Annotated in this window: 24 protein-coding genes; 18 read left to right on the top strand and 6 right to left on the bottom strand. The window is 60.7% G+C overall.

Features of this window, described 5'->3' with window-relative positions; translation table 11 throughout:
• Positions 1–2: 2 nt before the first annotated feature.
• From ACOYA6_RS20535 to acpT, 13 genes are read left to right on the top strand one after another with little or no spacing between them, the layout of a single operon-like run.
• Positions 3–578 (top strand): COG4648 family protein, encoded by a 576-nt coding sequence (locus ACOYA6_RS20535; protein WP_039032488.1) that lies wholly within the window; start codon positions 3–5, stop codon positions 576–578.
• Positions 571–1,917 (top strand): class I adenylate-forming enzyme family protein, encoded by a 1,347-nt coding sequence (locus ACOYA6_RS20530; protein WP_039032487.1) that lies wholly within the window; start codon positions 571–573, stop codon positions 1,915–1,917. The genes ACOYA6_RS20535 and ACOYA6_RS20530 overlap by 8 nt, the downstream gene beginning before the upstream one ends.
• Entirely contained in the window at positions 1,904–2,257 is a 354-nt protein-coding gene (locus tag ACOYA6_RS20525) for an ApeI family dehydratase (RefSeq protein ID WP_422655303.1), read from the top strand. The genes ACOYA6_RS20530 and ACOYA6_RS20525 overlap by 14 nt, the downstream gene beginning before the upstream one ends.
• A complete protein-coding gene (locus ACOYA6_RS20520) occupies positions 2,248–3,939 on the top strand; it encodes a glycosyltransferase family 2 protein (protein WP_422655302.1) in 1,692 nt (563 codons plus the stop codon). The genes ACOYA6_RS20525 and ACOYA6_RS20520 overlap by 10 nt, the downstream gene beginning before the upstream one ends.
• Positions 3,940–3,942: 3 nt before the next feature.
• Positions 3,943–4,365, top strand: coding sequence for an acyl-CoA thioesterase (locus tag ACOYA6_RS20515; RefSeq protein ID WP_039032484.1), 423 nt, complete (start codon positions 3,943–3,945; stop codon positions 4,363–4,365).
• On the top strand, positions 4,362–4,967 hold the full coding sequence (locus tag ACOYA6_RS20510; RefSeq protein ID WP_422655301.1) for an outer membrane lipoprotein carrier protein LolA: 606 nt from the start codon (positions 4,362–4,364) through the stop codon (positions 4,965–4,967). The genes ACOYA6_RS20515 and ACOYA6_RS20510 overlap by 4 nt, the downstream gene beginning before the upstream one ends.
• Entirely contained in the window at positions 4,936–7,251 is a 2,316-nt protein-coding gene (locus tag ACOYA6_RS20505; protein ID WP_422655300.1) for an MMPL family transporter, read from the top strand. The genes ACOYA6_RS20510 and ACOYA6_RS20505 overlap by 32 nt, the downstream gene beginning before the upstream one ends.
• Positions 7,251–7,835 (top strand): DUF3261 domain-containing protein, encoded by a 585-nt coding sequence (locus ACOYA6_RS20500; protein WP_422655334.1) that lies wholly within the window; start codon positions 7,251–7,253, stop codon positions 7,833–7,835. The genes ACOYA6_RS20505 and ACOYA6_RS20500 overlap by 1 nt, the downstream gene beginning before the upstream one ends.
• 1 nt (position 7,836) lies before the next feature.
• Positions 7,837–9,003: a beta-ketoacyl-[acyl-carrier-protein] synthase family protein gene (locus tag ACOYA6_RS20495; protein WP_422655299.1), complete on the top strand. Its 1,167-nt coding sequence runs from the start codon at positions 7,837–7,839 to the stop codon at positions 9,001–9,003.
• Positions 9,000–9,473, top strand: coding sequence for a hotdog family protein (locus ACOYA6_RS20490; RefSeq protein ID WP_138370718.1), 474 nt, complete (start codon positions 9,000–9,002; stop codon positions 9,471–9,473). The genes ACOYA6_RS20495 and ACOYA6_RS20490 overlap by 4 nt, the downstream gene beginning before the upstream one ends.
• A complete protein-coding gene (locus ACOYA6_RS20485; protein ID WP_223075706.1) occupies positions 9,470–10,201 on the top strand; it encodes a 3-ketoacyl-ACP reductase FabG2 in 732 nt (243 codons plus the stop codon). The genes ACOYA6_RS20490 and ACOYA6_RS20485 overlap by 4 nt, the downstream gene beginning before the upstream one ends.
• A complete protein-coding gene (locus ACOYA6_RS20480) occupies positions 10,198–11,427 on the top strand; it encodes a beta-ketoacyl-ACP synthase (protein ID WP_139563785.1) in 1,230 nt (409 codons plus the stop codon). Before ACOYA6_RS20485 ends, ACOYA6_RS20480 begins: the two co-directional genes overlap by 4 nt.
• Before the next feature lie 2 nt (positions 11,428–11,429).
• Positions 11,430–12,011, top strand: a complete 582-nt coding sequence (gene acpT / locus ACOYA6_RS20475) for a 4'-phosphopantetheinyl transferase AcpT (protein ID WP_422655298.1) — start codon at positions 11,430–11,432, stop codon at positions 12,009–12,011.
• A 5-nt stretch (positions 12,012–12,016) separates the two neighbouring features.
• On the opposite strand, the gene ACOYA6_RS20470 is transcribed toward acpT, so the two are convergent.
• Complete coding sequence (locus ACOYA6_RS20470) at positions 12,017–12,523, bottom strand: phenolic acid decarboxylase (protein ID WP_039032475.1); 507 nt, start codon at positions 12,521–12,523, stop codon at positions 12,017–12,019.
• 99 nt (positions 12,524–12,622) lie between these two features.
• On the opposite strand from ACOYA6_RS20470, the gene ACOYA6_RS20465 reads away from it, so the two are divergent.
• From ACOYA6_RS20465 to ACOYA6_RS20455, 3 genes are all read left to right on the top strand, one after another.
• The gene (locus tag ACOYA6_RS20465) at positions 12,623–13,483 is read left to right on the top strand and encodes a LysR family transcriptional regulator (RefSeq protein WP_422655297.1); all 861 of its coding nucleotides are present in this window, start codon (positions 12,623–12,625) and stop codon (positions 13,481–13,483) included.
• Positions 13,484–13,537: 54 nt separating this feature from the next.
• On the top strand, positions 13,538–14,332 hold the full coding sequence (locus tag ACOYA6_RS20460) for an SDR family NAD(P)-dependent oxidoreductase (RefSeq protein WP_223075708.1): 795 nt from the start codon (positions 13,538–13,540) through the stop codon (positions 14,330–14,332).
• A 93-nt stretch (positions 14,333–14,425) separates the two neighbouring features.
• Positions 14,426–15,088 carry an HAD family hydrolase gene (locus tag ACOYA6_RS20455; RefSeq protein ID WP_082019625.1) on the top strand — a complete coding sequence of 221 codons (663 nt, stop codon included), beginning with the start codon at positions 14,426–14,428 and terminating at the stop codon, positions 15,086–15,088.
• 92 nt (positions 15,089–15,180) lie between these two features.
• On the opposite strand, the gene ACOYA6_RS20450 is transcribed toward ACOYA6_RS20455, so the two are convergent.
• The 3 genes from ACOYA6_RS20450 to ACOYA6_RS20440 all read right to left on the bottom strand — a co-directional run bounded on the left by ACOYA6_RS20450 (position 15,181) and on the right by ACOYA6_RS20440 (position 18,081).
• Positions 15,181–16,206 carry a TerC/Alx family metal homeostasis membrane protein gene (locus ACOYA6_RS20450; RefSeq protein ID WP_039032472.1) on the bottom strand — a complete coding sequence of 342 codons (1,026 nt, stop codon included), beginning with the start codon at positions 16,204–16,206 and terminating at the stop codon, positions 15,181–15,183.
• 156 nt (positions 16,207–16,362) lie between these two features.
• Positions 16,363–16,761, bottom strand: a complete 399-nt coding sequence (locus ACOYA6_RS20445; RefSeq protein ID WP_422655296.1) for an ion channel — start codon at positions 16,759–16,761, stop codon at positions 16,363–16,365.
• Between the two features lie 126 nt (positions 16,762–16,887).
• On the bottom strand, positions 16,888–18,081 hold the full coding sequence (locus ACOYA6_RS20440; RefSeq protein ID WP_139563791.1) for a BaiN/RdsA family NAD(P)/FAD-dependent oxidoreductase: 1,194 nt from the start codon (positions 18,079–18,081) through the stop codon (positions 16,888–16,890).
• Between the two features lie 229 nt (positions 18,082–18,310).
• Here ACOYA6_RS20440 and pitA point away from each other — a divergent pair, with 229 nt between their 5' ends.
• Positions 18,311–19,810 (top strand): inorganic phosphate transporter PitA, encoded by a 1,500-nt coding sequence (gene pitA / locus ACOYA6_RS20435; protein WP_039032469.1) that lies wholly within the window; start codon positions 18,311–18,313, stop codon positions 19,808–19,810.
• Between the two features lie 56 nt (positions 19,811–19,866).
• Here the strand turns inward: pitA and uspB are convergent, their stop codons facing one another.
• Positions 19,867–20,202 (bottom strand): universal stress protein UspB, encoded by a 336-nt coding sequence (gene uspB, locus ACOYA6_RS20430; RefSeq protein ID WP_032615027.1) that lies wholly within the window; start codon positions 20,200–20,202, stop codon positions 19,867–19,869.
• 283 nt (positions 20,203–20,485) lie between these two features.
• On the opposite strand from uspB, the gene uspA reads away from it, so the two are divergent.
• Entirely contained in the window at positions 20,486–20,923 is a 438-nt protein-coding gene (gene uspA, locus ACOYA6_RS20425) for a universal stress protein UspA (protein WP_032615029.1), read from the top strand.
• 101 nt (positions 20,924–21,024) lie between these two features.
• Here the strand turns inward: uspA and rsmJ are convergent, their stop codons facing one another.
• Positions 21,025–21,789: a 16S rRNA (guanine(1516)-N(2))-methyltransferase RsmJ gene (rsmJ, locus tag ACOYA6_RS20420; protein ID WP_422655295.1), complete on the bottom strand. Its 765-nt coding sequence runs from the start codon at positions 21,787–21,789 to the stop codon at positions 21,025–21,027.
• Positions 21,790–21,794: the final 5 nt, after the last annotated feature.

Below are 21,794 nucleotides of genomic sequence, written 5' to 3'. Positions count from 1 at the left end.
TCATGCGTGGCGGCAAGTCATTTCCGGCGATCCCGCTGCTGACGGGGCTGATGCTGCTCGGCTGGCCTTTTCTGGTGGGCTTTGGGCTGACGCACAACAACCTGCACTGGCTGTTGCCGCTGATGGCCATCCTGCTGCTGTGCCGTTTTTACCAGGCGCGGCGCAACGCCGGGCCGCTGCGCTATGTGATCCAGAGCGTGGCGCTGGTGGGCATCGCCCTGTGCGCGGCCAGTTACCTGCTGAAGGCGCACCACTGGCTGCTGCTCTATCCGGTGGTGGTGAACCTCGCGATGCTGGCGGTGTTTGGCGGCTCGCTGTGGACGGCGATGCCGCTGGTCGAGCGGCTGGCGCGCCTGCGTGAACCCAACATACCCCCTGCCGGGGTGCGCTATACCCGCGTTGTGACCCGGGTATGGTGCGGCTTTTTCATCTTTAACGGCAGCGTGGCGCTGTTCACCGTATTGCACGGGGATATGCGGCTCTGGACGCTGTGGAACGGCATGATCGCCTACATCCTGATGGGAACCTTAATGGCATGCGAGTGGCTGGTACGTCAGCGGATCAAAAAAGATGCATAACCCCCTGCCTCTGAGCCAGTGGCTGAACGCCCCCCGCCCGGACGACACCCCTGTCGCCTGGTCCGGCGAGCGTCGCTGGACGCTGGGGGAGCTGCGCTACGACGTCCACGCCCTGATGGCTCGTTTACAGCAGCAGGAAGGCGAGCGCTGGGCGCTCTGCTTTGACGACAGCTATCTGTTTATCGTCGCCCTGCTGGCGACCCTGCACGCGGGCAAAACCCCGGTGCTGCCCGGCCACAGCCGCGAATCGCAGCTCGACGAACAAAAGGCGCTGTTCAGCGGCGTGCTGAGCGACAGAACGCTTAACGTCAGTGGTCCCCTGCTGGTTGTCAGCTCTGCCTGTCGCCGTGCCACCACCTTCACGCCGCTGCCGCTTATTGATGACGCCCGCGTTATCGAACTGTTCACCTCTGGCTCGACCGGGGTGCCCGAGCGGATCGGCAAAACCATCGCCCAGCTTGACCAGGAAGCCCGCCTGCTGGCGGCCCGCTTCGGGGAGCGAATTGAGGGTTGCTCCGTCGTCTCCTCGGTGGTGCCGCAGCATCTTTACGGCCTGACGTTTCGTATTGTGCTGCCGATGGCGCTGGGGCTGGTGCTGCACACAGGGATGCTCGCCTACGCCGAGCAGCTGGCGGCGCTGGAGGGCGATAAGCGCTACCTGTTCATCAGCAGTCCGGCGTTTCTGAAGCGGCTTGATCCACAGCTTGCTTCGCCGCCCGTCGCGGTGCTGGTTTCGGCCGGGGGCGTGCTGGAATGGGCAGCGGCCTGCGAAACCCAGCGCTGGCTGGGGCTGTGGCCGGATGAAATTTACGGCAGTAGCGAAACCGGGGTGCTCGCCTGGCGCTATCGTCAGGCGGAGGCGGATCTCTGGCAGCCTTTTCCGGGTGTCATATTTACCCGCGATAATGACGCCCTGCGCGTCACCTCCCCGCTGATTGATGCGGACGGCGTGCTGCTCGACGACAGGTTGCAGTTTGCCGATAATGGCCAGTTCAGCATTGTCGGCCGCCGGGGCCGGGTGGTGAAAATCGAAGAGAAGCGCATTTCGCTCAATGAGATCGAGCAGCGTCTGCTGGCGCTGGACGGCATTCGCGAGGCGGCGGCGCTGCCGGTGACCCGCGGCGGACGACAGGGGATTGGCGTGCTGCTGGTCCTGAGCGACGCCGCTCGCCAGCGCAGCAGTAAAACGCAGATCCTCGCCTGGCGACGCGCCCTGCGGCCGTGGCTTGAGCCGGTCGCCATCCCCCGCTACTGGCGCATTGTTGATGAGATGCCGGTGAACAGTATGAACAAGCGTGTCTATGCGCAGTTACAGGAGTTATTTCATGAAGATCCATGAAATCGGGCGCCATCAGGCACAACCTCAGCATCTTGAGATCGTCCTGCACCTCGACCCGGCGCTGTTCTGGTTCCAGGGCCATTTTGCCGTGCAGCCGCTGCTGCCGGGCGTGGCCCAGCTCGACTGGGTGATGCACTACGCCACCACGCTGCTGGCCCCGGAGTACCGTTTTCACAGCATTCAGAACGTGAAGTTCCAGGCACCGCTGCTGCCTGACGCCACCGTGACGCTGCTCCTCGACTGGAACGCGGAGCGCCAGATGCTCACCTTCTGCTATCAGCGCCATGACGGCGACGCGCGCCACACGGCCAGCAGCGGGAAGATTCGCCTGTGCCGTTAACCTTCCGCCCCTGCATCCTGATCCCCTGCTACAACCACGGGGCGACAATGGCGAGCGTGCTGGCCTGCCTGGCGCCCTATCAGCTGCCGGTGATTGTGGTGGATGACGGCAGCGACCTCAGCACCCGTCAGGAACTGGACAGGCTGGCCGCCGATAATCCGCAGATGACGCTGGTGCGACTGACGCACAACAGCGGCAAAGGCGCGGCGGTGATCCGCGGCCTGAAGGTCTGCGCCGGGGCCGGTTTTACCCATGCGGTGCAGGTGGATGCCGACGGCCAGCACGCGCTGGAGGACATTCCCCGGCTGCTGGCGCTGGCCGAACGCCACCCGACGGCGCTGATCTCCGGCCAGCCAATCTTTGATGACTCGATCCCCCGCTCGCGCCTGTATGGCCGCTGGGTCACCCACGTCTGGGTGTGGATCGAAACCCTGTCATTACAGCTTAAGGACAGCATGTGCGGCTTTCGGGTCTACCCGGTGGCCCCCACGCTACGGCTGGTAAACAGCGTGCCCCTTGGCAAGCGGATGGATTTTGACACCGAAGTGATGGTCCGCCTCTACTGGCAGGGCAATACCAGCCATTTCCTGCCCACCCGGGTGACCTACCCCGAGAATGGCGTCTCCCATTTCGATGCCCTGCACGACAACCTGCGTATCTCGTGGATGCACACCCGGCTGTTCTTCGGCATGCTGCCGCGCATCCCTTCCCTGCTGTTCCGCCGCCGCACTCAGCACTGGGCGAAGCAGCAGGAGGTGAAAGGGCTGTACGGCATGCGCCTGATGCTGCGGGTCTGGCAGCTGCTGGGCCGCCGGGCCTTTACCCTTCTGCTGTGGCCGGTGATTGCCGTCTACTGGCTTACCGCCCGTCCGGCGCGCGAGGCCTCGCAGCAGTGGATCGCCCGGGTGAGCGAGACGCTGGCCCAGCGCCAGCAGCCGAAGCCCGCGCGGCTGAACAGCTTTTTCCACTTCATGCGCTTTGGCAATGCGATGCTGGACAAAGTCGCCAGCTGGCAGGGCGAACTCAAACTGGACCGGGACATACTTTTTGCGCCGGGCGCCCGGGAAAAGCTCGATCTCAGCGTGCCGCAGGGCAAGCTGCTGCTGGCCTCCCATCTCGGGGATGTCGAGGCGTGCCGCGCCCTGGCCCAGATCAAAGGGGGCAAAACCGTCAATGCGCTGGTGTTCAGCGATAACGCCCAGCGTTTCAAACAGATCATGCAGGAGATGGCCCCCCAGGCCGGACTGAACCTGATCCCGGTGACCGACATCGGCCCGGAAACCGCTATCCTGCTGAAAGAGAAGATCGATCGCGGGGAGTGGGTAACGATCGTCGGGGATCGGATCGCCGTCGATCCGCAGCGCGGCGGCAACTGGCGCGTGGTGTGGAGCGATTTTATGGGCCAGCCCGCGCCGTTCCCCGAGGGGCCGTTTATCCTCGCCTCGCTGATGCGCTGCCCGGTGGTGCTGATCTTCGCCCTGCGCCAGCAGCAGAAGCTGCATATCCACTGCGAAGACTTTGCCGATCCGCTGCTGTTACCGCGCGGCGAGCGCCAGCAGGCGCTACAGCAGACCGTCGACCGCTATGCTAAGCGGCTGGAGCACTATGCCCTGCAGGCCCCGCTCGACTGGTTTAATTTTTTCGATTTCTGGCGTCTGCCGGATGCCAAAGAGAAGGAGTAAAGGGTGCTGACCGATCCCCGCTTTACCACTGAAGTAGAGCTGACCATACCGTTTCACGACGTCGATATGATGGGCGTGGTGTGGCACGGCAACTATTTCCGCTATTTTGAGGTCGCCCGCGAGGCCCTGCTCAACCAGTTCGATTATGGCTATCGCCAGATGAAAGCGTCCGGCTATCTCTGGCCGGTGGTGGATACCCGGGTGAAATACCGCGATGTCCTGACCTTTGAGCAACGTATTCGCGTCCGGGCCCATATCGACGAGTTCGAGAACCGCCTGCGCATTGTCTATCAGATTTTTGACGCCGCCAGCGGCAAGCGGACCACCACCGGCTACACCATTCAGGTGGCGGTGGAGGAGAAGAGCCGCGAGCTCTGCTTTGTCAGCCCGGCCGTGCTGTTCGAGCGCATGGGAGTGACGCCATGAAGTGGTTACCCCTGCTTGCCCTGCTGGTCAGCCCGTGGGTCAGCGCCGTGACGCTGGATGAACTGCAGCAGCGCTTTACCGAACAGCCGGTGGTGCGCGCCCACTTTGAGCAGACCCGCACCATCAAGGATCTGCCCCAGCCGCTGCGCTCCAGCGGCGAGATGCTGATTGCCCGGGATAACGGCCTGCTGTGGGATCAAAAAGCGCCCTTTCCAATGACGCTGCTGCTGGACGACAAGCGGATGGTGCAGACCATCAACGGCCAGCCGCCGCAGACCATCACCGCCGACAATAATCCGCAGATGTTCCAGTTCAACCACCTGCTGCGCGCCCTGTTCCAGGCCGATCGCAAGGTGCTGGAGGAGAACTTCCGCATCGACTTTAAAGACGCTGGCAACGGTCGCTGGTCGCTGGTGCTGACCCCCACCACCACGCCGCTGGACAAGATTTTCGCCTCGATGGATCTGGGTGGCGCGACCTACCTGGAGTCCATTGTGCTGAACGACAAGCAGGGCGACCGCACCGATATTACCCTCTCCCGCCACCAGCTTACGCCCGCCAGCCTGACCGATGCCGAACGCCAACGCTTTGCCGCACCGTAATCCCCGTCGCCCGGCGCTGGCGTGGGCGCTGATCTGCCTGGCACTGCTGGGGGTGCTGCTCACGCTGTTGCCCGGGGCGCGACTCAACAGTAGCGTGCTGGCGATGCTGCCCAAACAGAGCCTCGGGGCGATCCCCCCGGCGCTGAACGACGGCTTTATCGAACGCCTCGACAGGCAGCTGGTGTGGCTGGTCAGCCCCGGCAAACGGCCCGACCCGCAGGTGGCGCAGCACTGGCTGAGCCTGTTGCAGCAGTCGGGTTCCCTGCGCGAGGTGAAAGGGCCGATGGACGTCGCCGGGCAGAAGGCCTGGGGCGAGTTCTTCTGGCAGCACCGTAACGGCCTGATCGACCCCGCCACCCGCGCGCGGCTGCAAAACGGCGGCGAGGCGCAGGCCCAGTGGATTTTGTCCCAGCTGTATTCGGCTTTCTCCGGGGTGAGCGGCAAAGAGCTGCAAAACGACCCGCTGATGCTGATGCGCGGCTCGCAGCTTTCACTGGCGCAAAACAGCCAGAAGCTGCGGCTGATGGACGGCTGGCTGGTGACCAAAGACGAGGCCGGAAATTACTGGTATCTGCTGCACGGCGAGCTGTCCGGTTCGTCGTTCGATATGCAGCAAACCCACCGGCTGGTGACCACTCTCCACGACCTTGAAGGCCAGCTCAAAACGCACTACCCGCAGGCGCAGCTGCTGTCGCGCGGGACGGCGTTTTACAGCGACTACGCCAGCCAGCAGGCGAAACGGGACATCTCCACGCTCGGCGTGGCCACTATCCTCGGGGTGATCCTGCTGATTGTGGCGGTATTCCGCTCCCTGCGCCCGCTCCTGCTGTGCCTGCTCTCCATCGCGATTGGCGCGCTGGCGGGGACGGTGGCGACCCTGCTGCTCTCTGGCGAGCTGCATCTGATGACCCTGGTGATGAGCATGAGCATCATCGGCATCTCGGCGGATTACACCCTTTATTACCTGACCGAGCGGATGGTTCACGGGGATCAGCATTCACCCTGGCAGAGCCTGGTAAAGGTGCGCAACGCCCTGGTGCTGGCGCTGCTTACCACCGTGGCGGCCTATCTCATTATGATGCTGGCGCCGTTCCCGGGCATTCGCCAGATGGCGGTGTTTGCCGCCGCGGGGCTGAGTGCCTCATGCCTGACGGCGATCTTCTGGCATCCGTGGCTCTGTCGCGGCTTACCGGTGCGCCCGGTGCCGCTGAAAACCCCGATGCGGCGCTGGCTGGCGGCATGGCGCGACCGACGTCTGTCGGTGGGGCTGCCGGTAGCGCTTACGCTTGTCGCTGCCGCAGGGATCGCCACGCTGCGCATCGATGATGATATCGCCCAGCTCCAGGCCCTGCCGCAGGATATCCTCGCCCAGGAGAAAGCCATCACGGCGCTTACCGGCCAGGGTGTCGATCAAAAATGGTTCGTGGTGCATGGCGACTCGGCCCAGCAGACGCTGGAGCGGCTGGAGGCCTTTACCCCGGCGCTGGCCCGGGCGCAGCAGGCGGGTGAGCTTAAATCCTGGCGCAGCCTGCCGCTGAACTCGCGGGCGCAGCAGGCGCGCGATCTGGCCCTGCTGCGTCAGGCGGCCCCGGCGGTGATTAAGGTGCTGCAAAGCGCCGGGCTGACCGCCGTGTCGCCGGATCTGCGCCCGATGCCGGTGGACGTCAAAACCTGGCTTGCCAGCCCCGCCAGTGAAGGCTGGCGTCTGCTGTGGCTCACCCTGCCCAACGGCGAAAGCGGCGTGCTGGTGCCGGTGGATGGGGTGAAAAACAGCCCGGCGCTGGGCAAGCTGGCAGAGCAGCATCCGGGGGTGGTGTGGGTGGATCGCAAGGCGAGTTTCGACAGCCTGTTTGCCCTCTACCGCAACGTGCTGACCGGCCTGCTGGCCGTCGCGCTGGGAGTGATTGCCTGTGGCGCGATGCTGCGACTCGGCTGGCGCAAGGGGCTGATCACTCTGGTGCCCTCCCTGCTGTCGCTGGGCTGCGGCCTGGCCGCGCTGGCGGTAACGGGCCATCCGGTTAACCTGTTTTCGCTTCTGGCGCTGGTGCTGGTCCTCGGCATCGGCATCAACTACACGCTATTCTTCAACAACCCGCGCGGTACGCCGTTGACCTCGATGCTGGCCATCAGCCTGGCGATGATGACCACCCTGTTGACCCTCGGCATGCTGGTCTTCAGCGCCACGCAGGCCATCAGCAGTTTCGGGATCGTGCTGGTCAGCGGGATTTTCACCGCCTTTCTGCTGGCCCCGCTGGCGATGCCAGACAAAAAAGAGAGAACATGATGATCACCCCTTTTTACCGCGCCGCCGTACTGATCGGCGCGCTGCTGCTGGCCGGTTGCAGCCATAATTCGCAAGAGCGTGACGATACCCGCCCGCAGGCCTGGCTCCAGCCGGGCACCCGGGTCACGCTGCCGCCGCCGGGCATTTCCCCGGCGCTGAGCTCCCAGCAGCTGCTGACCGCCAGCGTTAATGGCAAAACCCAGTCGCTGCTGGTGATGCTGAATGCCGACGCGCAGAAGGTCACGCTGGCCGGGCTGTCGTCGGTGGGTATCCGTCTGTTCCTCGCCACCTATAATGAAACGGGCATCCATACTGAACAGTCGATTGTTGCGCCAGAACTGCCTCCGGCCAGCCAGGTGCTGGCGGACGTGATGCTGAGCCACTGGCCGGTCAGCGCCTGGCTGCCGCAGCTGCCGCAAGGCTGGACGTTAAAGGATCAAGGCGACCGGCGTGAGCTGCGCAATGCCGACGGCAGGCTGGTGACGGAGATTGTCTACCTGCAGCGCAAAGGCAAGCGCGAGCCGATCAGCATCGAACAGCACGTGTTCCACTACCACATCACCATTCAATATCTGGATGACTGAGATGATCTACATTTCTGCCGTTGGCCTGGTCAACGCCCTGGGCAACTCTCCCGACGAGATTGCCGCTAACCTGACGCGCGGCGTCGCCCCCGGCATGCGCCCGCGCAGCGGCTGGCTGCAGGGGCAGGATGCGGTGCTGGGGGGCGTCGACGGCGAGCTGCCCGCGATCCCGGACAGCTTTGCCACCCATCGCTCGCGTAACAATCAGCTGCTGCTGGCGGCGCTGGCGCAGATCCAGCCTGCCGTTGACGAGGCCATTGCCCGCTACGGTCGCGACCGGGTGGCGGTGGTGATGGGCACCAGCACATCCGGGCTCGACGAGGGCGACGCGCACGTGCGCATGTCGCACAGCGGCGAAGAGAGTAGCCACTGGCGGTACGCGCAGCAGGAGCTGGGCGATCCGTCGCGCTTTCTGGCGAACTGGCTCAATCTGGACGGCCCGGCCTTTACCCTGTCCACCGCCTGCTCCTCCAGCGCGCGGGCCATCATCAGCGGGCGTCGGCTAATTGACGCCGGGCTGGTGGATGTCGCTATCGTGGGCGGGGCGGATACGCTGAGCCGGATGCCGGTGAACGGTTTTAACAGCCTCGAATCGCTCTCCACCACGCTGTGCGAGCCCTTTGGCCTTGAGCGCCGGGGGATCACCATTGGCGAAGCGGCGGCCCTGATGCTGCTCAGCCGGGAGCCGCAGCGGGTGGCGCTGCTGGGCAGCGGCGAGTCGAGCGATGCGTACCATATCTCTGCCCCGCATCCCCAGGGCGAAGGGGCCATCAGCGCTATCCGCCAGGCGCTGAACGAAGCCGGGCTGAAGCCGGATGACGTGGGCTATATCAATCTGCACGGCACGGCGACGCCGCTCAACGATCAGATTGAATCTCAGGTGATCCACGACCTGTTTGGCGAGGCGGTGCCCTGCAGTTCCACCAAGCATTTAACCGGACATACCCTGGGGGCGGCGGGGATCACCGAGGCGGCGCTGAGCTGGCTGATCCTGACCCACGATCTCCCCCTGCCCGCCCAGGATTTCGGCCGCTATGCGCCGGACCCGACCCTCGCCGCGTGCGGCGTGCTGCATCAACCCACCGCGCTGAAAAAAGGGGTGATTTTGTCTAATTCGTTCGCCTTTGGCGGCAATAACGCCAGCATCCTGCTGGGGAGAGTGTCATGAGTTATTTAGCCCCGGCAGCGTACCTGCCCCACGATGCCCCCATGCTGCTGCTGGAGTCGGTCGAGAGCGTCACCGCTGAATCCGCCGTCTGCCGCGTTACCGTCAGCCCGCAGGGGGTACTGGCGCCGTTTTTAAATACCGCAGGCGATCTGCCCGGCTGGTACGCCCTTGAGCTGATGGCCCAGACGGTGGGCATCTGGTCTGGCTGGCACCGTGAGCAGAAGGGCCTGCAGAGCAGCACGCTCGGCATGGTGCTGGGGGCGCGGGAACTGGTCTGCGCCGCCGGGCTTTTTCCGGCCAACAGCGCGTTAACCGTCACCGCCACACTGCTGATGGAGGATGAGCGCTTCAGCAGCTTCGAGTGCGCCATCACCCTTGATGATTCCACCCTGGCCACCGGGCGGGTGAACACCTTCCAGCCCAGCCAGCAGGAGTTAGCTTCACTGTTTAAGACGGGAGTGAGTCAATGAGTCGTTCCGTTCTGGTTACCGGCGCCAGCAAAGGCATTGGCCGGGCGATCGCCCTGAAACTTGCCGCGGACGGGTTTACCCTCGGGGTGCACTACCACCGCGACGCTGAAGGCGCAGAGGCCACCCTTGAGGCCATCAAGCAGGCTGGCGGCAGCGGGCGTCTGCTGGCGTTTGACGTGGGCAACCGGGCGCAGTGTCGCGAGGTGCTGGAGCAGGATATGGCGGCCAACGGCCCCTGGTATGGCGTGGTGAGCAACGCCGGGATCGCCCGGGACGGTGCTTTCCCGGCGCTCAGCGAAGATGACTGGGACAGCGTGATCCATACCAACCTCGACAGCTTTTACAACGTCATTCACCCCTGCATGATGCCGATGATTGGCGCGCGTCAGGGCGGGCGGATCATCACCCTGTCGTCGGTGTCCGGGGTGATGGGCAATCGCGGCCAGGTGAACTACAGCGCGGCAAAAGCGGGCATTATCGGGGCCACCAAAGCCCTGGCGGTTGAGCTGGCGAAGCGCAAAATCACCGTAAACTGCATCGCGCCCGGTCTGATTGATACCGGGATGATCGAGATGGAAGAGGCCGCGCTGAAAGAGGCGATGGCCAGCATCCCCATGAAACGGATGGGTCAGGCGGACGAGGTGGCCGGCCTTGCCAGCTACCTGATGTCGGATATCGCGGGCTATGTGACCCGCCAGGTTATCTCCATTAACGGGGGAATGTTATGACGCGTCGGGTGGTGATCACGGGCATGGGCGGTGTTACCGCCTTCGGGGAGTCGTGGGGGTCGGTGGCGGCCCGCTTACGGGAGTATAAAAACGCGGTACGCAGGATGCCGGAGTGGACGATCTATGAGGGTCTGCACACCCTGCTGGCCGCACCGATCGATGATTTTACCCTGCCGGATCACTACACCCGCAAGCGCATCCGCGCCATGGGCCGCGTCTCTTTGCTGTCGACCCGCGCCACCGAACTGGCCCTGGAGCAGGCGGGGCTGATTGACGATCCGATCCTCACCCAGGGCGAAACCGGCATTGCCTACGGTTCGTCCACCGGCAGTACCGGCCCGGTCAGCGAATTTGCCACCATGCTCACCGAGAAGCACACCAACAACATCACCGGCACCACCTACGTGCAGATGATGCCGCATACCACGGCGGTGAATACCGGCCTGTTCTTCGGCCTGCGCGGGCGGGTGATCCCCACCTCCAGCGCCTGTACCTCCGGCAGCCAGGCGATTGGCTATGCGTGGGAGGCCATCCGCCACGGCTATCAGACGGTGATGGTGGCAGGCGGGGCCGAAGAGCTCTGCCCGTCGGAAGCGGCGGTATTCGATACCCTGTTCGCCACCAGCCAGCGTAACGATGCCCCGCAATCCACGCCGTCGCCCTTCGATATCCAGCGCGACGGGCTGGTGATTGGCGAGGGGGCGGGCACCCTGATCCTGGAGGAGCTGGAGCATGCGAAGGCGCGTGGTGCCACCATCTACGGCGAGATAGTGGGCTTCGCCACCAACTGCGACGCGGCGCATATCACCCAGCCGCAGCGGGAAACCATGCAGATCTGCATGGAGAAGTCGCTGACGTCAGCCGGGCTAAGCCCGCAGGATATCGGCTATATTTCGGCGCACGGCACCGCTACCGACCGGGGAGATATCGCCGAAAGCCAGGCCACCGCCGCGGTGTTTGGCGACAGCGTGCCGATCTCGTCATTAAAGAGCTATTTCGGCCATACCCTGGGGGCCTGCGGCGCGCTGGAGGCGTGGATGAGTCTGCAGATGATGCGCGAGGGCTGGTTCGCGCCCACCGTCAATTTAAGACAACCGGATGAGCAATGCGGCGCGTTAGATTATATTATGGGGGAAGTCCGTCACCTTGACTGCGAATACCTTCAAAGCAACAACTTCGCGTTCGGCGGCATTAATACATCCATCATCATTAAACGCTGGGCGTGACTATGTACCAGTTCCTTCTGGGAAAGATTTCTACCCTCAGCGCTGACCCTCTGGCGTCAGCGCTTTCTGAGCAGGCGCCGGAAGGCGCGCGCCGCATCCCCTGGCTGGCCGGGCGGACGCTGCTCGCCCGGGCCTTATCCCCCGCCCCGGTACCGGAAATTGTCTTTGGTGAACAGGGCAAACCGGCGTTTGTCGATGCCAGGCCATACTGGTTCAACCTGAGCCACAGCGGGGATGATATTGCCCTGCTGCTAAGCGACGAGGGCGAAGTGGGCTGCGATATCGAAGTGATCCGCCCGCGGGATAACTGGCAGGCGCTGGCCAATGCCGTCTTTAGCGTCGCCGAACATGACGAGCTGGAGCGGGAGTTGCCTGAGGCAAAACTGTCGGCCTTCTGGCGCATCTGGACGCGCAAAGAGGCTATCGTCAAACAGCGCGGCGGCAGCGCCTGGCAGATTGTCAGTATCGACAGCACCTTTCCTTCAGCGCTCAGCGTCAGCCATTTTCAGTACGGCGAACTGAGTCTCGCGGTCTGTACCCCTACCCCCTTCACCCTGCATAACGGTGCGCTTCAGGTTATGTAACCTGCTTATTTCAAATTATTCGGAAAGTCTGCCGGCAGTTCGCTGGCAGCACAGTCAATGACAGCATCGTTATTGGCACCGCAGTCGCGCACAAAAGTAATGGTGGCGAACTCATCAATGACCTCGGTTGGGTAGGCCGGGCCCGCCTCGCGATAAGAGACCATCAGCGGAATATGATCGTTCTGGAAGCAGACGGTTTTTTCCGGGTTATTCATCACCCAGCGCGGGAAGAAGATAGTGCCGTGGAACAGTCTGTCGCCGAGGTTCACAATCAGGCTCACATCGGTACCGGTCGGTTCAGTCCACGAAATTTTATAAATACTCTCGCCCACGCGAACGATATAAGCCTGCTGATCTTTTACCCAACGGTTTGCCACGATCCCGCTGTGGATACGGTAGTCGAGGGTCTGCTCGTTTTTGACATAAATCTCGTAGTTCCAGCCGTTGTCGTAGGTATAGACCAGATGTTTGCCGACGAAACCGCTCAAATCATGTTTATCAAAATGGCTCATAGTTTTTCTCCTCTGTTTCAATGAGCCTATCTTACGCCTGCAAAAAATGGATGAATAACGCTATGATTTAATCAAATTCATTCAAAAATTAGATGAGTTATGCACAAAACTACCCTTGAGCAGTGGTCACTGCTTGAACGCGTCGTTGAGTTGGGCAGCTTTGCCCGCGCCGCAGAGGAGACGCATCGCAGCCAGTCCTCCGTCAGTTATAACCTGGCGTTGTTACAGGAGCGGCTGGGCGTGGCGCTGCTGGTTCAGGCGGGGCGTAAGGCGGTGCTGACCCCGGAAGGGGAGCTGCTGTTAAATCAGGTTAAACCGCTGCTAAACGCCTTTACCCTGCTGGAGACGCGCGCCGCGACGCTGCGCAACGGGATGCGTACCCGACTGGATGTGGTGGTGGACAGCATTTTCCCTCGCCGTCATCTGTTTGCCATTCTGCGCCAGTTTCAACAGCGCTATCCGCAAACCGAGGTGCATCTGACTGAAATACTTGAGAACACCGGTGAGGCGCTGAACCAGAGCGAAGCCGACGTGATGGTGCTAACCCGCCGCCAGGATGTGACCGGGCGCGGCGAATGGCTGATGAATATCGATTTTGTCGCCGTGGCGCATCGGGAGCATCCACTGTTTGAACACGACAGGCCGCTCACTGATGAAATGCTACGCCCCTGGCCACTCATCCAGATCGCCGGGCAGGGTTACGCCGCGCCTCCCGGCGGTGAAGCCTGGACCTTCTCCACCATCGATGCCGCTATCGATGCGGTGATGTATCAGGTGGGGTATGGCTGGCTACCGGAAGAGCGAATTCAGCAACAGCTGGAAAGCGGTGTGCTGAAAACAGTGCCCCTGACCCATGGCACGCGCCGTGCGACACCGCTGCATCTGATTGTAAAGCGCACGCTCGCCCCGCTCGACGAACAGGTTGAAACCTTACTGCACCTCTTCAGACAGCCGTCGTAGAGGTGAACTGCTACGCTTAACGGTCTGAACTTCAAATATGACAAGGAGCAGACCGTGAAAATCGATCTTACGGGGAAAGTGGCGTTAGTGACCGCCTCCACCGGCGGCATTGGCTTCGCCATCGCCAGAGGGCTGGCGGAAAGCGGCGCAGAGGTGATTGTTAACGGACGCAGCATCGACTCGGTCAACCGGGGCATCCAGCAGCTGCAACAGCAGATCCCCGGCGTTCAGGTGCGGGCGGCGATTGCCGATCTCAGTACGGCTGAGGGGGTGGACGCGCTGCTGAAGGTCGCCTCTGGCGTAGATATTCTCGTCAATAATGCCGGGATCTACGGACCCCAGGATTTCTATGCCACCGACGATGAGACCTGGAATAACTACTGGCAAACCAACGTGATGTCCGGCGTGCGCCTCTCACGCGCCCTGCTGCCCGGCATGGTGCAAAAAGGCTGGGGCCGGGTGGTGTTTATCTCCTCAGAGTCGGCCTGCAATATTCCCGCAGACATGATCCACTACGGCGTGACCAAAACCGCGCAGCTGTCGCTGGCGCGCGGGCTGGCAAAATTTGTCGCCGGCAGCGGCGTCACCGTCAACAGTGTCCTGCCTGGCCCGACGATGTCGGACGGCTTTGCGGAGATGATGAAAGAAGAGATAGAGAAAACCGGCAAGTCGCTGGAGACGCTGGCGAAAGAGTTCGTGATGGCCAACCGCCCAAGCTCGGTGATCCAGCGGGCCGCCACGGTGGACGAAGTGGCGAACATGGTGGTTTACGTCTGTTCCCAGCAGGCATCCGCCACCTCCGGCGCGGCGCTGCGCGTGGATGGCGGCGTGGTGGACGACATCATCTAGCCCGCCAGAGGCCGCCCGTCCGCTGGCGGGTGGCATCTGCCGCTAAAGCAGGTAAACTGAGGGCAGAATGTCTCTTTACGCTAAGACCCTGTTATGACCAATATGATTGCCGATGAGGCCGTGGCGAAATCCCGCGTCCTCTCCGTGTTCGACTTTGATGGTACGCTGACCCATCACGACAGCTTTATTCCGTTTTTACGCTTTGCGTTCGGTAAACGCTATTTTGCCGGTCGCCTGGTGCGGATGGCCCTGCCGACCATTCACTGCGTGCGCCGCAAGCTGACCCGCGACGAGCTGAAAGAGGTGCTGATCAAAACCTTCCTGACCGGCGTGGATGAGCACTGGCTGCGCGAGCAGGCCGAGCGGTTCTGCGAAAAGTACTGGGACAGACTGATGCGCCCGCAGGGCGTGCTGGCGGTCGCGGCGGAGGTGAACTCCGGTGCGGAAGTGACGATCTGTTCCGCTTCCCCGGCGCTGGTGCTGCAGCCGTGGGCCGACAAGCTCGGCATTAAACTGATTGGCACCCAGCTGGAAGTGAAAAACGGCAAGCTGACCGGGCGGATCACCGGCCATAACTGCCGCTGTGCGCAGAAGGTGGCGCGGCTGGAGCACGTCTACGGCAGCCTGACCAACTATCACGTGCGCGCCTGGGGCGACACCCGTGGCGATCACGAGCTGCTGGCGGCGGCGCAGGATCCGCACTGGCGTCATTTCCATCCGCCGCGCGCGCGTCGTAATTCGCCCATCAAGCCGTAAAACATGCCGGGTGGCGGCTTCGCCTTACCCGGCCTACAACTGCATATCCCGTCGTAGGCCCGGCAAGCGCAGCGCCGCCGGGCAAAAACGACTCAGGCTTCCCGTTTCCCCGGGAACAGCAGGCTCGCCACGATCCCCGCCGCCAGTACGCCCAACACCACCAGCAGACTCGCCGTGGCACCGATGCCGTAGCCGTGATGCCAGAAGTGATCCGTCGCGTTCAGGCCGAGCTTAAAGGCCACGAAGAACAGCAGCGCGATCACCGCTTTCTCCAGATGCACCAGATACTGCTTCAGCGCTTCCAGCACGAAATAGAGGGTACGCAGGCCGAGGATGGCGAACATCATGGCGCTGTAGATAATCAGCGGCTCGCGGCTGACGGCGATGATCGCCGGTACGGAGTCAAAGGCGAACATCACGTCTGAAAGCTCAACCACCGCCACACAGAGCAGCAGCGGCGTGGCGTAGCGCTTCGCCTTCTTTACCCGTCCAACCATCACGTCCTGGTTCTCGGGTTTTTCCAGCTCGGCGTCCACCTCTTTCTGGCTCAGCAGGAAGGCATTACCGGTGATTTTTGGCCAGATCGGATAGAAGCGTTTTACCGCGCGATAGGCCAGATGCTGGGAGTAATCCTCGATCTCGTCCTGCTCTTCGCCGCGCTTGAGCATCATCACCGCCGTCCAGGCCACAATCAGGGCGAAGACCACTTCAACGTAAGGCCCGAGACTCAGCAGGCTGGTACCGATGGCAACGAAAATACCGCGGAAGACGATAGCGCCGATCACCCCCCAGTAAAGCACCCGGTGACGATACTGATCCGGCACGCCAAACCAGGCGAAGATCGCCATCATCACGAACAGGTTATCAACGGAGAGCACCTCTTCCAGCGCATAACCGGTGAGGAACAGGCTCGCCACTTCGGCACCGTGATGAACGTAGAGGAACCCGGCGAACGCCATCGCCATCATCACCCAGAACAGGGACCACAACGAGGCACTTTTTAGTGAAATTGGTTTGTCATGGCGATGCATGAAGAGGTCGATAAACATCGCCCCGACAGCCATCACCACAAAAACAACAACGGTTTCCGTCGGGAAACCGAGATGAGCAGATGACATAGACAACCCTTTTTGAAGACAAAATACACACCATGCAGACTGGCGAGGCCAGTGAAGAAAAAGGGGGACCGTTTACCGGCTTCTCCCTTAAAACGCATAACCCTGCGTGAGGGAGTGTACTTTACCTCACAATGCGGAGGTTCTGCCATCGGCGCTTTACTGGCTCATACCGCGCAGCCGCTGCAGGACGGCCACCAGCACCGCCACCGACCAGCCAACCATCAGCGCGCCAGTCAGTCCTTCTATCCCGCCGATCAGCCGCCAATGCTCCGGCAAGGTGACGTCGCCGTACCCCACCGTAGCGTAGCTGACCAGCGAGAAATAGAGGCTGGTATTCCAGTCAGAAAACGCCTCCACATAGCGATAAAAGACGGCAAACAGGCCGGCTTCAAGCAAATGGGCGAATAGCGCGGTCATGATGATGGCGATATTGCGAAACACAATGCGGATAACCGATTCCACATTCAGGTTGATGACTTTCAGGACAAAAAACATCCATATGGAATGAATGATTACCGTCAGGTTAATCAGGATAATGATGCTGACAAGCTGCATATCACACTCTCTGCTGGCAACGAAATACGCCCTGTTCAGCAGAACAGGGCGCAGGATAGAGGCACGTTTGAGATGCAGTGTAGCGGATGTGGATGAAACAAAAGGGGCAATAGTTGCGCTGGGGGACTACTTCTCCGCCAGCGCTTCTGCGCAGGCCCAGGCGCTGGCCCACGCCCACTGGAAGTTATAGCCGCCCAGCCAGCCGGTGACGTCCATCACTTCGCCAATAAAGTAGAGTCCCGGCACGTTGCGGGCCTCCATGGTGCGCGAGGAGAGCTCGTTGGTGTCCACCCCGCCCAGCGTCACTTCCGCGGTGCGGTAGCCTTCGGTGCCGTTCGGCTGTACGCGCCAGGCGGTTAAGGTGTCGACCAGCGCCTGCTGCTCGCGGGTGTTGAGCTGCTTCAGGGATACGTCAGGGATCTGCCCCAGCAGTTGCAGACACTCCACCAGCCGCTTCGGCAGCTGCATCGCCAGGGTGTTTTTCAGGCTCTGATTAGGGTGTGCCGCGCGCTGCTCGTCGAGGAAACTCTCGAGATCGCAATCCGGTACTAAATTGATGGTGACGAACTCGCCCGGCTGCCAGTAGCTGGAGATTTGCAGCACCGCCGGACCGGAGAGGCCGCGATGGGTGAACAGCAGATTCTCACGGAACACCGTCCCGTCTTCGGCAGTGATAACCGAAGGTACAGAGACCCCGGACAGCGTCTGCAGCTGTTCCAGCAGCGGTTTGTGCAGGGTGAAGGGTACCAGTCCGGCGCGGGTGGGCAAAACCTTCAGGCCAAACTGTTCGGCAATTTTATAGCCAAACGGCGTCGCCCCCAGTCCCGGCATCGAGAGCCCGCCGCTGGCGATCACCAGCTTTTCGGCGCTCACGGTTTCACCGTTTAGTTGCAGGGTATATCCCGCATCGTCTCGCGCCACTTCCAGCACTTCGCTGCGCAGTCGTAAGGTAACCTCGCCTTTTTCACACTCCGCCACCAGCATATCGACGATTTGTTGCGCAGAATCGTCGCAAAAAAGTTGCCCCAGCGTTTTCTCATGCCAGGCGATGCCGTGTTTCCCTACGAGGTCGATGAAGTCCCACTGGGTATAACGTGCCAGCGCAGATTTGCAAAAATGACGGTTCTGGCTCAGATAAGCCGCAGGCTCGATATAAAGGTTAGTAAAGTTGCAGCGCCCGCCGCCCGACATCAGGATTTTTCGGCCTGGTTTTTTGCCGTTATCGAGCAGCAGAACCCGGCGCCCTGCCTGTCCGGCCATCGCCGCACAGAATAAACCTGCCGCACCGGCGCCAATAATGATGGCATCATACTTTTCCACGTATCGATCCTCCTGTTTTGGGGGCGCGAATTGTAAAGTTTCCTCAAGAAACGCACCAGCGCAAAGATCTGCAATTTCATTCATTTAATTGAAATCTAAAAAATAATTCTTTTACTGCTACGCTTATGTCAGTAGGCAAATCAAAAAAAAGCTATATTTCACTTTGCCCGTTGCGCATTTGTCCTGGATAATGCGCCGCGTTCATGTCCTCAAGATGGCGTAACGTCCTATGCTACATTTGTTTGCCGGCCTGGATTTACATACCGGGCTTTTACTCTTGCTTGCTCTGGCCTTTGTATTGTTCTACGAAGCGATTAACGGCTTCCATGACACTGCGAACGCAGTCGCAACGGTTATCTACACTCGGGCATTACGATCGCAGGTTGCGGTAGTGATGGCTGCGGTGTTTAACTTCTTTGGCGTTCTTCTGGGGGGTCTGAGCGTAGCCTACGCGATTGTGCATATGCTGCCAACGGATCTGCTGTTGAATGTCAGCTCCGGCCATGGCCTTGCTATGGTGTTCTCTCTGCTGTTTGCTGCAATTATCTGGAACCTCGGTACCTGGTATTTCGGCCTGCCAGCATCCAGTTCTCACACGCTGATCGGCGCTATCATCGGGATTGGTTTAACCAACGCGCTGATGACCGGTACGTCTGTGGTGGACGCGCTGAACATCCCTAAAGTTCTGGGTATTTTCGGTTCACTGATTATCTCCCCGATTGTCGGTCTGGTTGTGGCGGGTGGTTTAATCTTCCTGCTGCGTCGTTACTGGAGCGGCACTAAAAAACGTGCCCGTATCCACCTGACGCCAGCCGAGCGTGAAAAGAAAGACGGTAAGAAAAAGCCGCCATTCTGGACGCGTATCGCCCTGATCATCTCTGCTATCGGCGTGGCCTTCTCTCACGGCGCTAACGACGGTCAGAAAGGCATCGGTCTGGTGATGCTGGTGCTGATTGGCGTGGCACCTGCTGGCTTCGTGGTGAATATGAATGCTACCGGTTACGAAATTACCCGTACCCGTGACGCCATTAACAACGTTGAAACCTATTTCCAGCAGCGTCCTGATCTGTTGAAAAAAGCGACCGGCGTTGACCAACTGATCCCTTCTCCGGAAGCAGGTGCAACCACCGCCCCAGGCGAGTTCCACTGCCACCCGGCTAATGCGATCAATGCCCTGGAGCGCGCTAAAGGCATGCTGACGGACGTCGAAAGCTACGACAAGCTCACTCCAGAGCAGCGTGGCCAGATGCGTCGCATCATGCTGTGCATCTCCGACGTGACTGATAAAGTGTCTAAGCTGCCTGAAGTCTCTTCTGACGACCAACGTCTGCTGAAGAAACTGAAAGTGGACATGCTGAACACCATCGAGTACGCACCTATCTGGATCATCATGGCGGTCGCACTGGCGCTGGGTCTGGGTACGATGGTTGGCTGGCGTCGCGTGGCGACAACCATTGGCGAGAAGATCGGTAAGAAAGGCATGACCTATGCCCAGGGGATGTCCGCTCAGATGACGGCGGCAGTCTCTATCGGTCTCGCCAGCTACACCGGTATGCCGGTATCCACAACCCACGTTCTCTCTTCATCCGTGGCGGGTACCATGCTGGTTGATGGCGGCGGTCTGCAACGCAAAACCGTGACCAGCATTCTGATGGCCTGGGTATTTACCCTGCCGGCATCGATTCTGCTGTCTGGCGGTCTGTACTGGATCTCCCTGCAATTCATCTAATCGCAGGCAGATAACGATAAGAGCGGGTCAGGTAACTGGCCCGCTTTTTTTTGCGCTCAATGCCAGATGAGGAGAGCAATCATGCTCACCACCACCAGGCCGCACAGCGCGCTGGTCAGAATAAACTGACGACGCAGGCGTTCACAGCGACGGATAAACTCATCATCATGATGATCGCGATAGCGCTGGGCGTAGATATACCACACCAGGCGCATCTGTTTGCTGGGCTGCCCGTGCGAGGTGAAGAAGCCCCCGCCGTCCACATATTGATAAAGCAACGGATCGCAGCCACGCAGTACCACTAACAGCGCGCGCAAGGATGAGAAATAACGCGCCATATTCACAATGCAAACCACACATAACGCCCAAAACAATGCGACGGTGCTAATCATACTTCCTCCCCGGCGTCCGCCCACGAAGCAACGCTTCGGGACTACCGCACCCATGCCCTGACAGACGGTTCAGTGAAAGAGAGACTCAAAAGCGGATCGGCTTCACATTTTATTATCCGAACGGCTTATTCAATAGTGTAGGAGATCCGTTAATTTTTTTGCCACAAGGTTAATCGTTATCAACACCAATGCTTGAAAATTTTGTTTAACTGGGCCGTAATGAAAGCAGGTAGACGACTGCTACACGCATTGGTCATCGATAACTTAAGGAAGGAGTAACACTATGGCTTATAAACATATTCTGATCGCTGTTGACCTCTCCCCGGAGAGCAAAGTGCTGGTTGATAAAGCGGTATCCATGGCGCGTCCGTACAATGCGAAAGTTTCCTTGATTCACGTGGACGTAAATTACTCCGATCTCTATACCGGCCTGATTGACGTGAATCTGGGGGATATGCAGAAGCGTATCTCCGAAGAGACCCACCAGGCGCTGACCGAACTCTCCACCAATGCCGGCTATCCGATCACCGAAACCCTGAGCGGCAGCGGCGATCTGGGCCAGGTGCTGGTTGATGCCATCAAGAAATACGATATGGATCTGGTGGTCTGCGGCCATCACCAGGACTTCTGGAGCAAGCTGATGTCGTCAGCCCGCCAGCTGATTAACACCGTGCACGTTGATATGTTGATTGTGCCGCTGCGCGACGAAGACGACGAGTAAGTGGGATGGGAAATGCCCCTCACCCTGGCCCTCTCCCCATAGGGGAGAGGGAACGATCGAGCCCCTAGCCCCTATGGGGAGAGGGGTTGGGGTGAGGGGCATCAGGCCGCACCCTCCTCCGGCGTGCCGGAGTAAATATCAAACCGGTGGCCTTTGGTCACCACCGCATTGGTCGTCGCAACTTCCGCCAGGGGCGGTGCGTAATCCGGGCGTTTCACCACCACGCGCTTCGTTGCCAGCAGACGGGCAGGCTCCAGCAAGCCATCCGCATCCAGATCCGGCCCCACCAGCGACTGAAATACCCGCATCTCCTTTTTCACCAGCGCGCTTTTCTGCTTGTGCGGGAACATTGGGTCGAGATAGACCACCTGCGGACGCGGGGTGATGTCGGTCAGCGCCGTCAGGCTTGAGGCATGGATCAGCTGCAGCCGCTCCTGGAGCCAGCCGCCGATTTCCGGGTCCGCATAGCCGCGCGCCAGGCCATCATCCAGTAACGCCGCCACAACCGGGTTACGCTCCAGCATCCGCACCCGACAGCCCACCGAGGCCAGCACAAAGGCATCGCGCCCGAGTCCCGCCGTGGCATCCACCACATCCGGCAGATAGCTGCCCTTGATCCCGACGGCTTTCGCCACCGCTTCACCGCGGCCGCCGCCGAACTTACGCCGGTGCGCCATCGCCCCGCCGACGAAATCGACAAAAATGCCGCCGAGTTTGGGCTCGTCGCGTTTACGTAATTCCAGATGCGCTGTAGTCATCACCAGCGCCATCAGGTTCTCTTCATCGTGTTCCAGCCCCCAGCGGGCCGCCAGAACAGATAAGGCGCCGTCTCCGGCGCCTGTTTCATCTACTAAATGAATCTTCACGAATC

Source organism: Leclercia barmai (assembly GCF_049312895.1).
Lineage (GTDB): Bacteria > Pseudomonadota > Gammaproteobacteria > Enterobacterales > Enterobacteriaceae > Enterobacter > Enterobacter barmai.
Note: the sequence above shows the minus strand (reverse complement) of the source record. Positions and strands in the feature narration are given on the sequence as shown.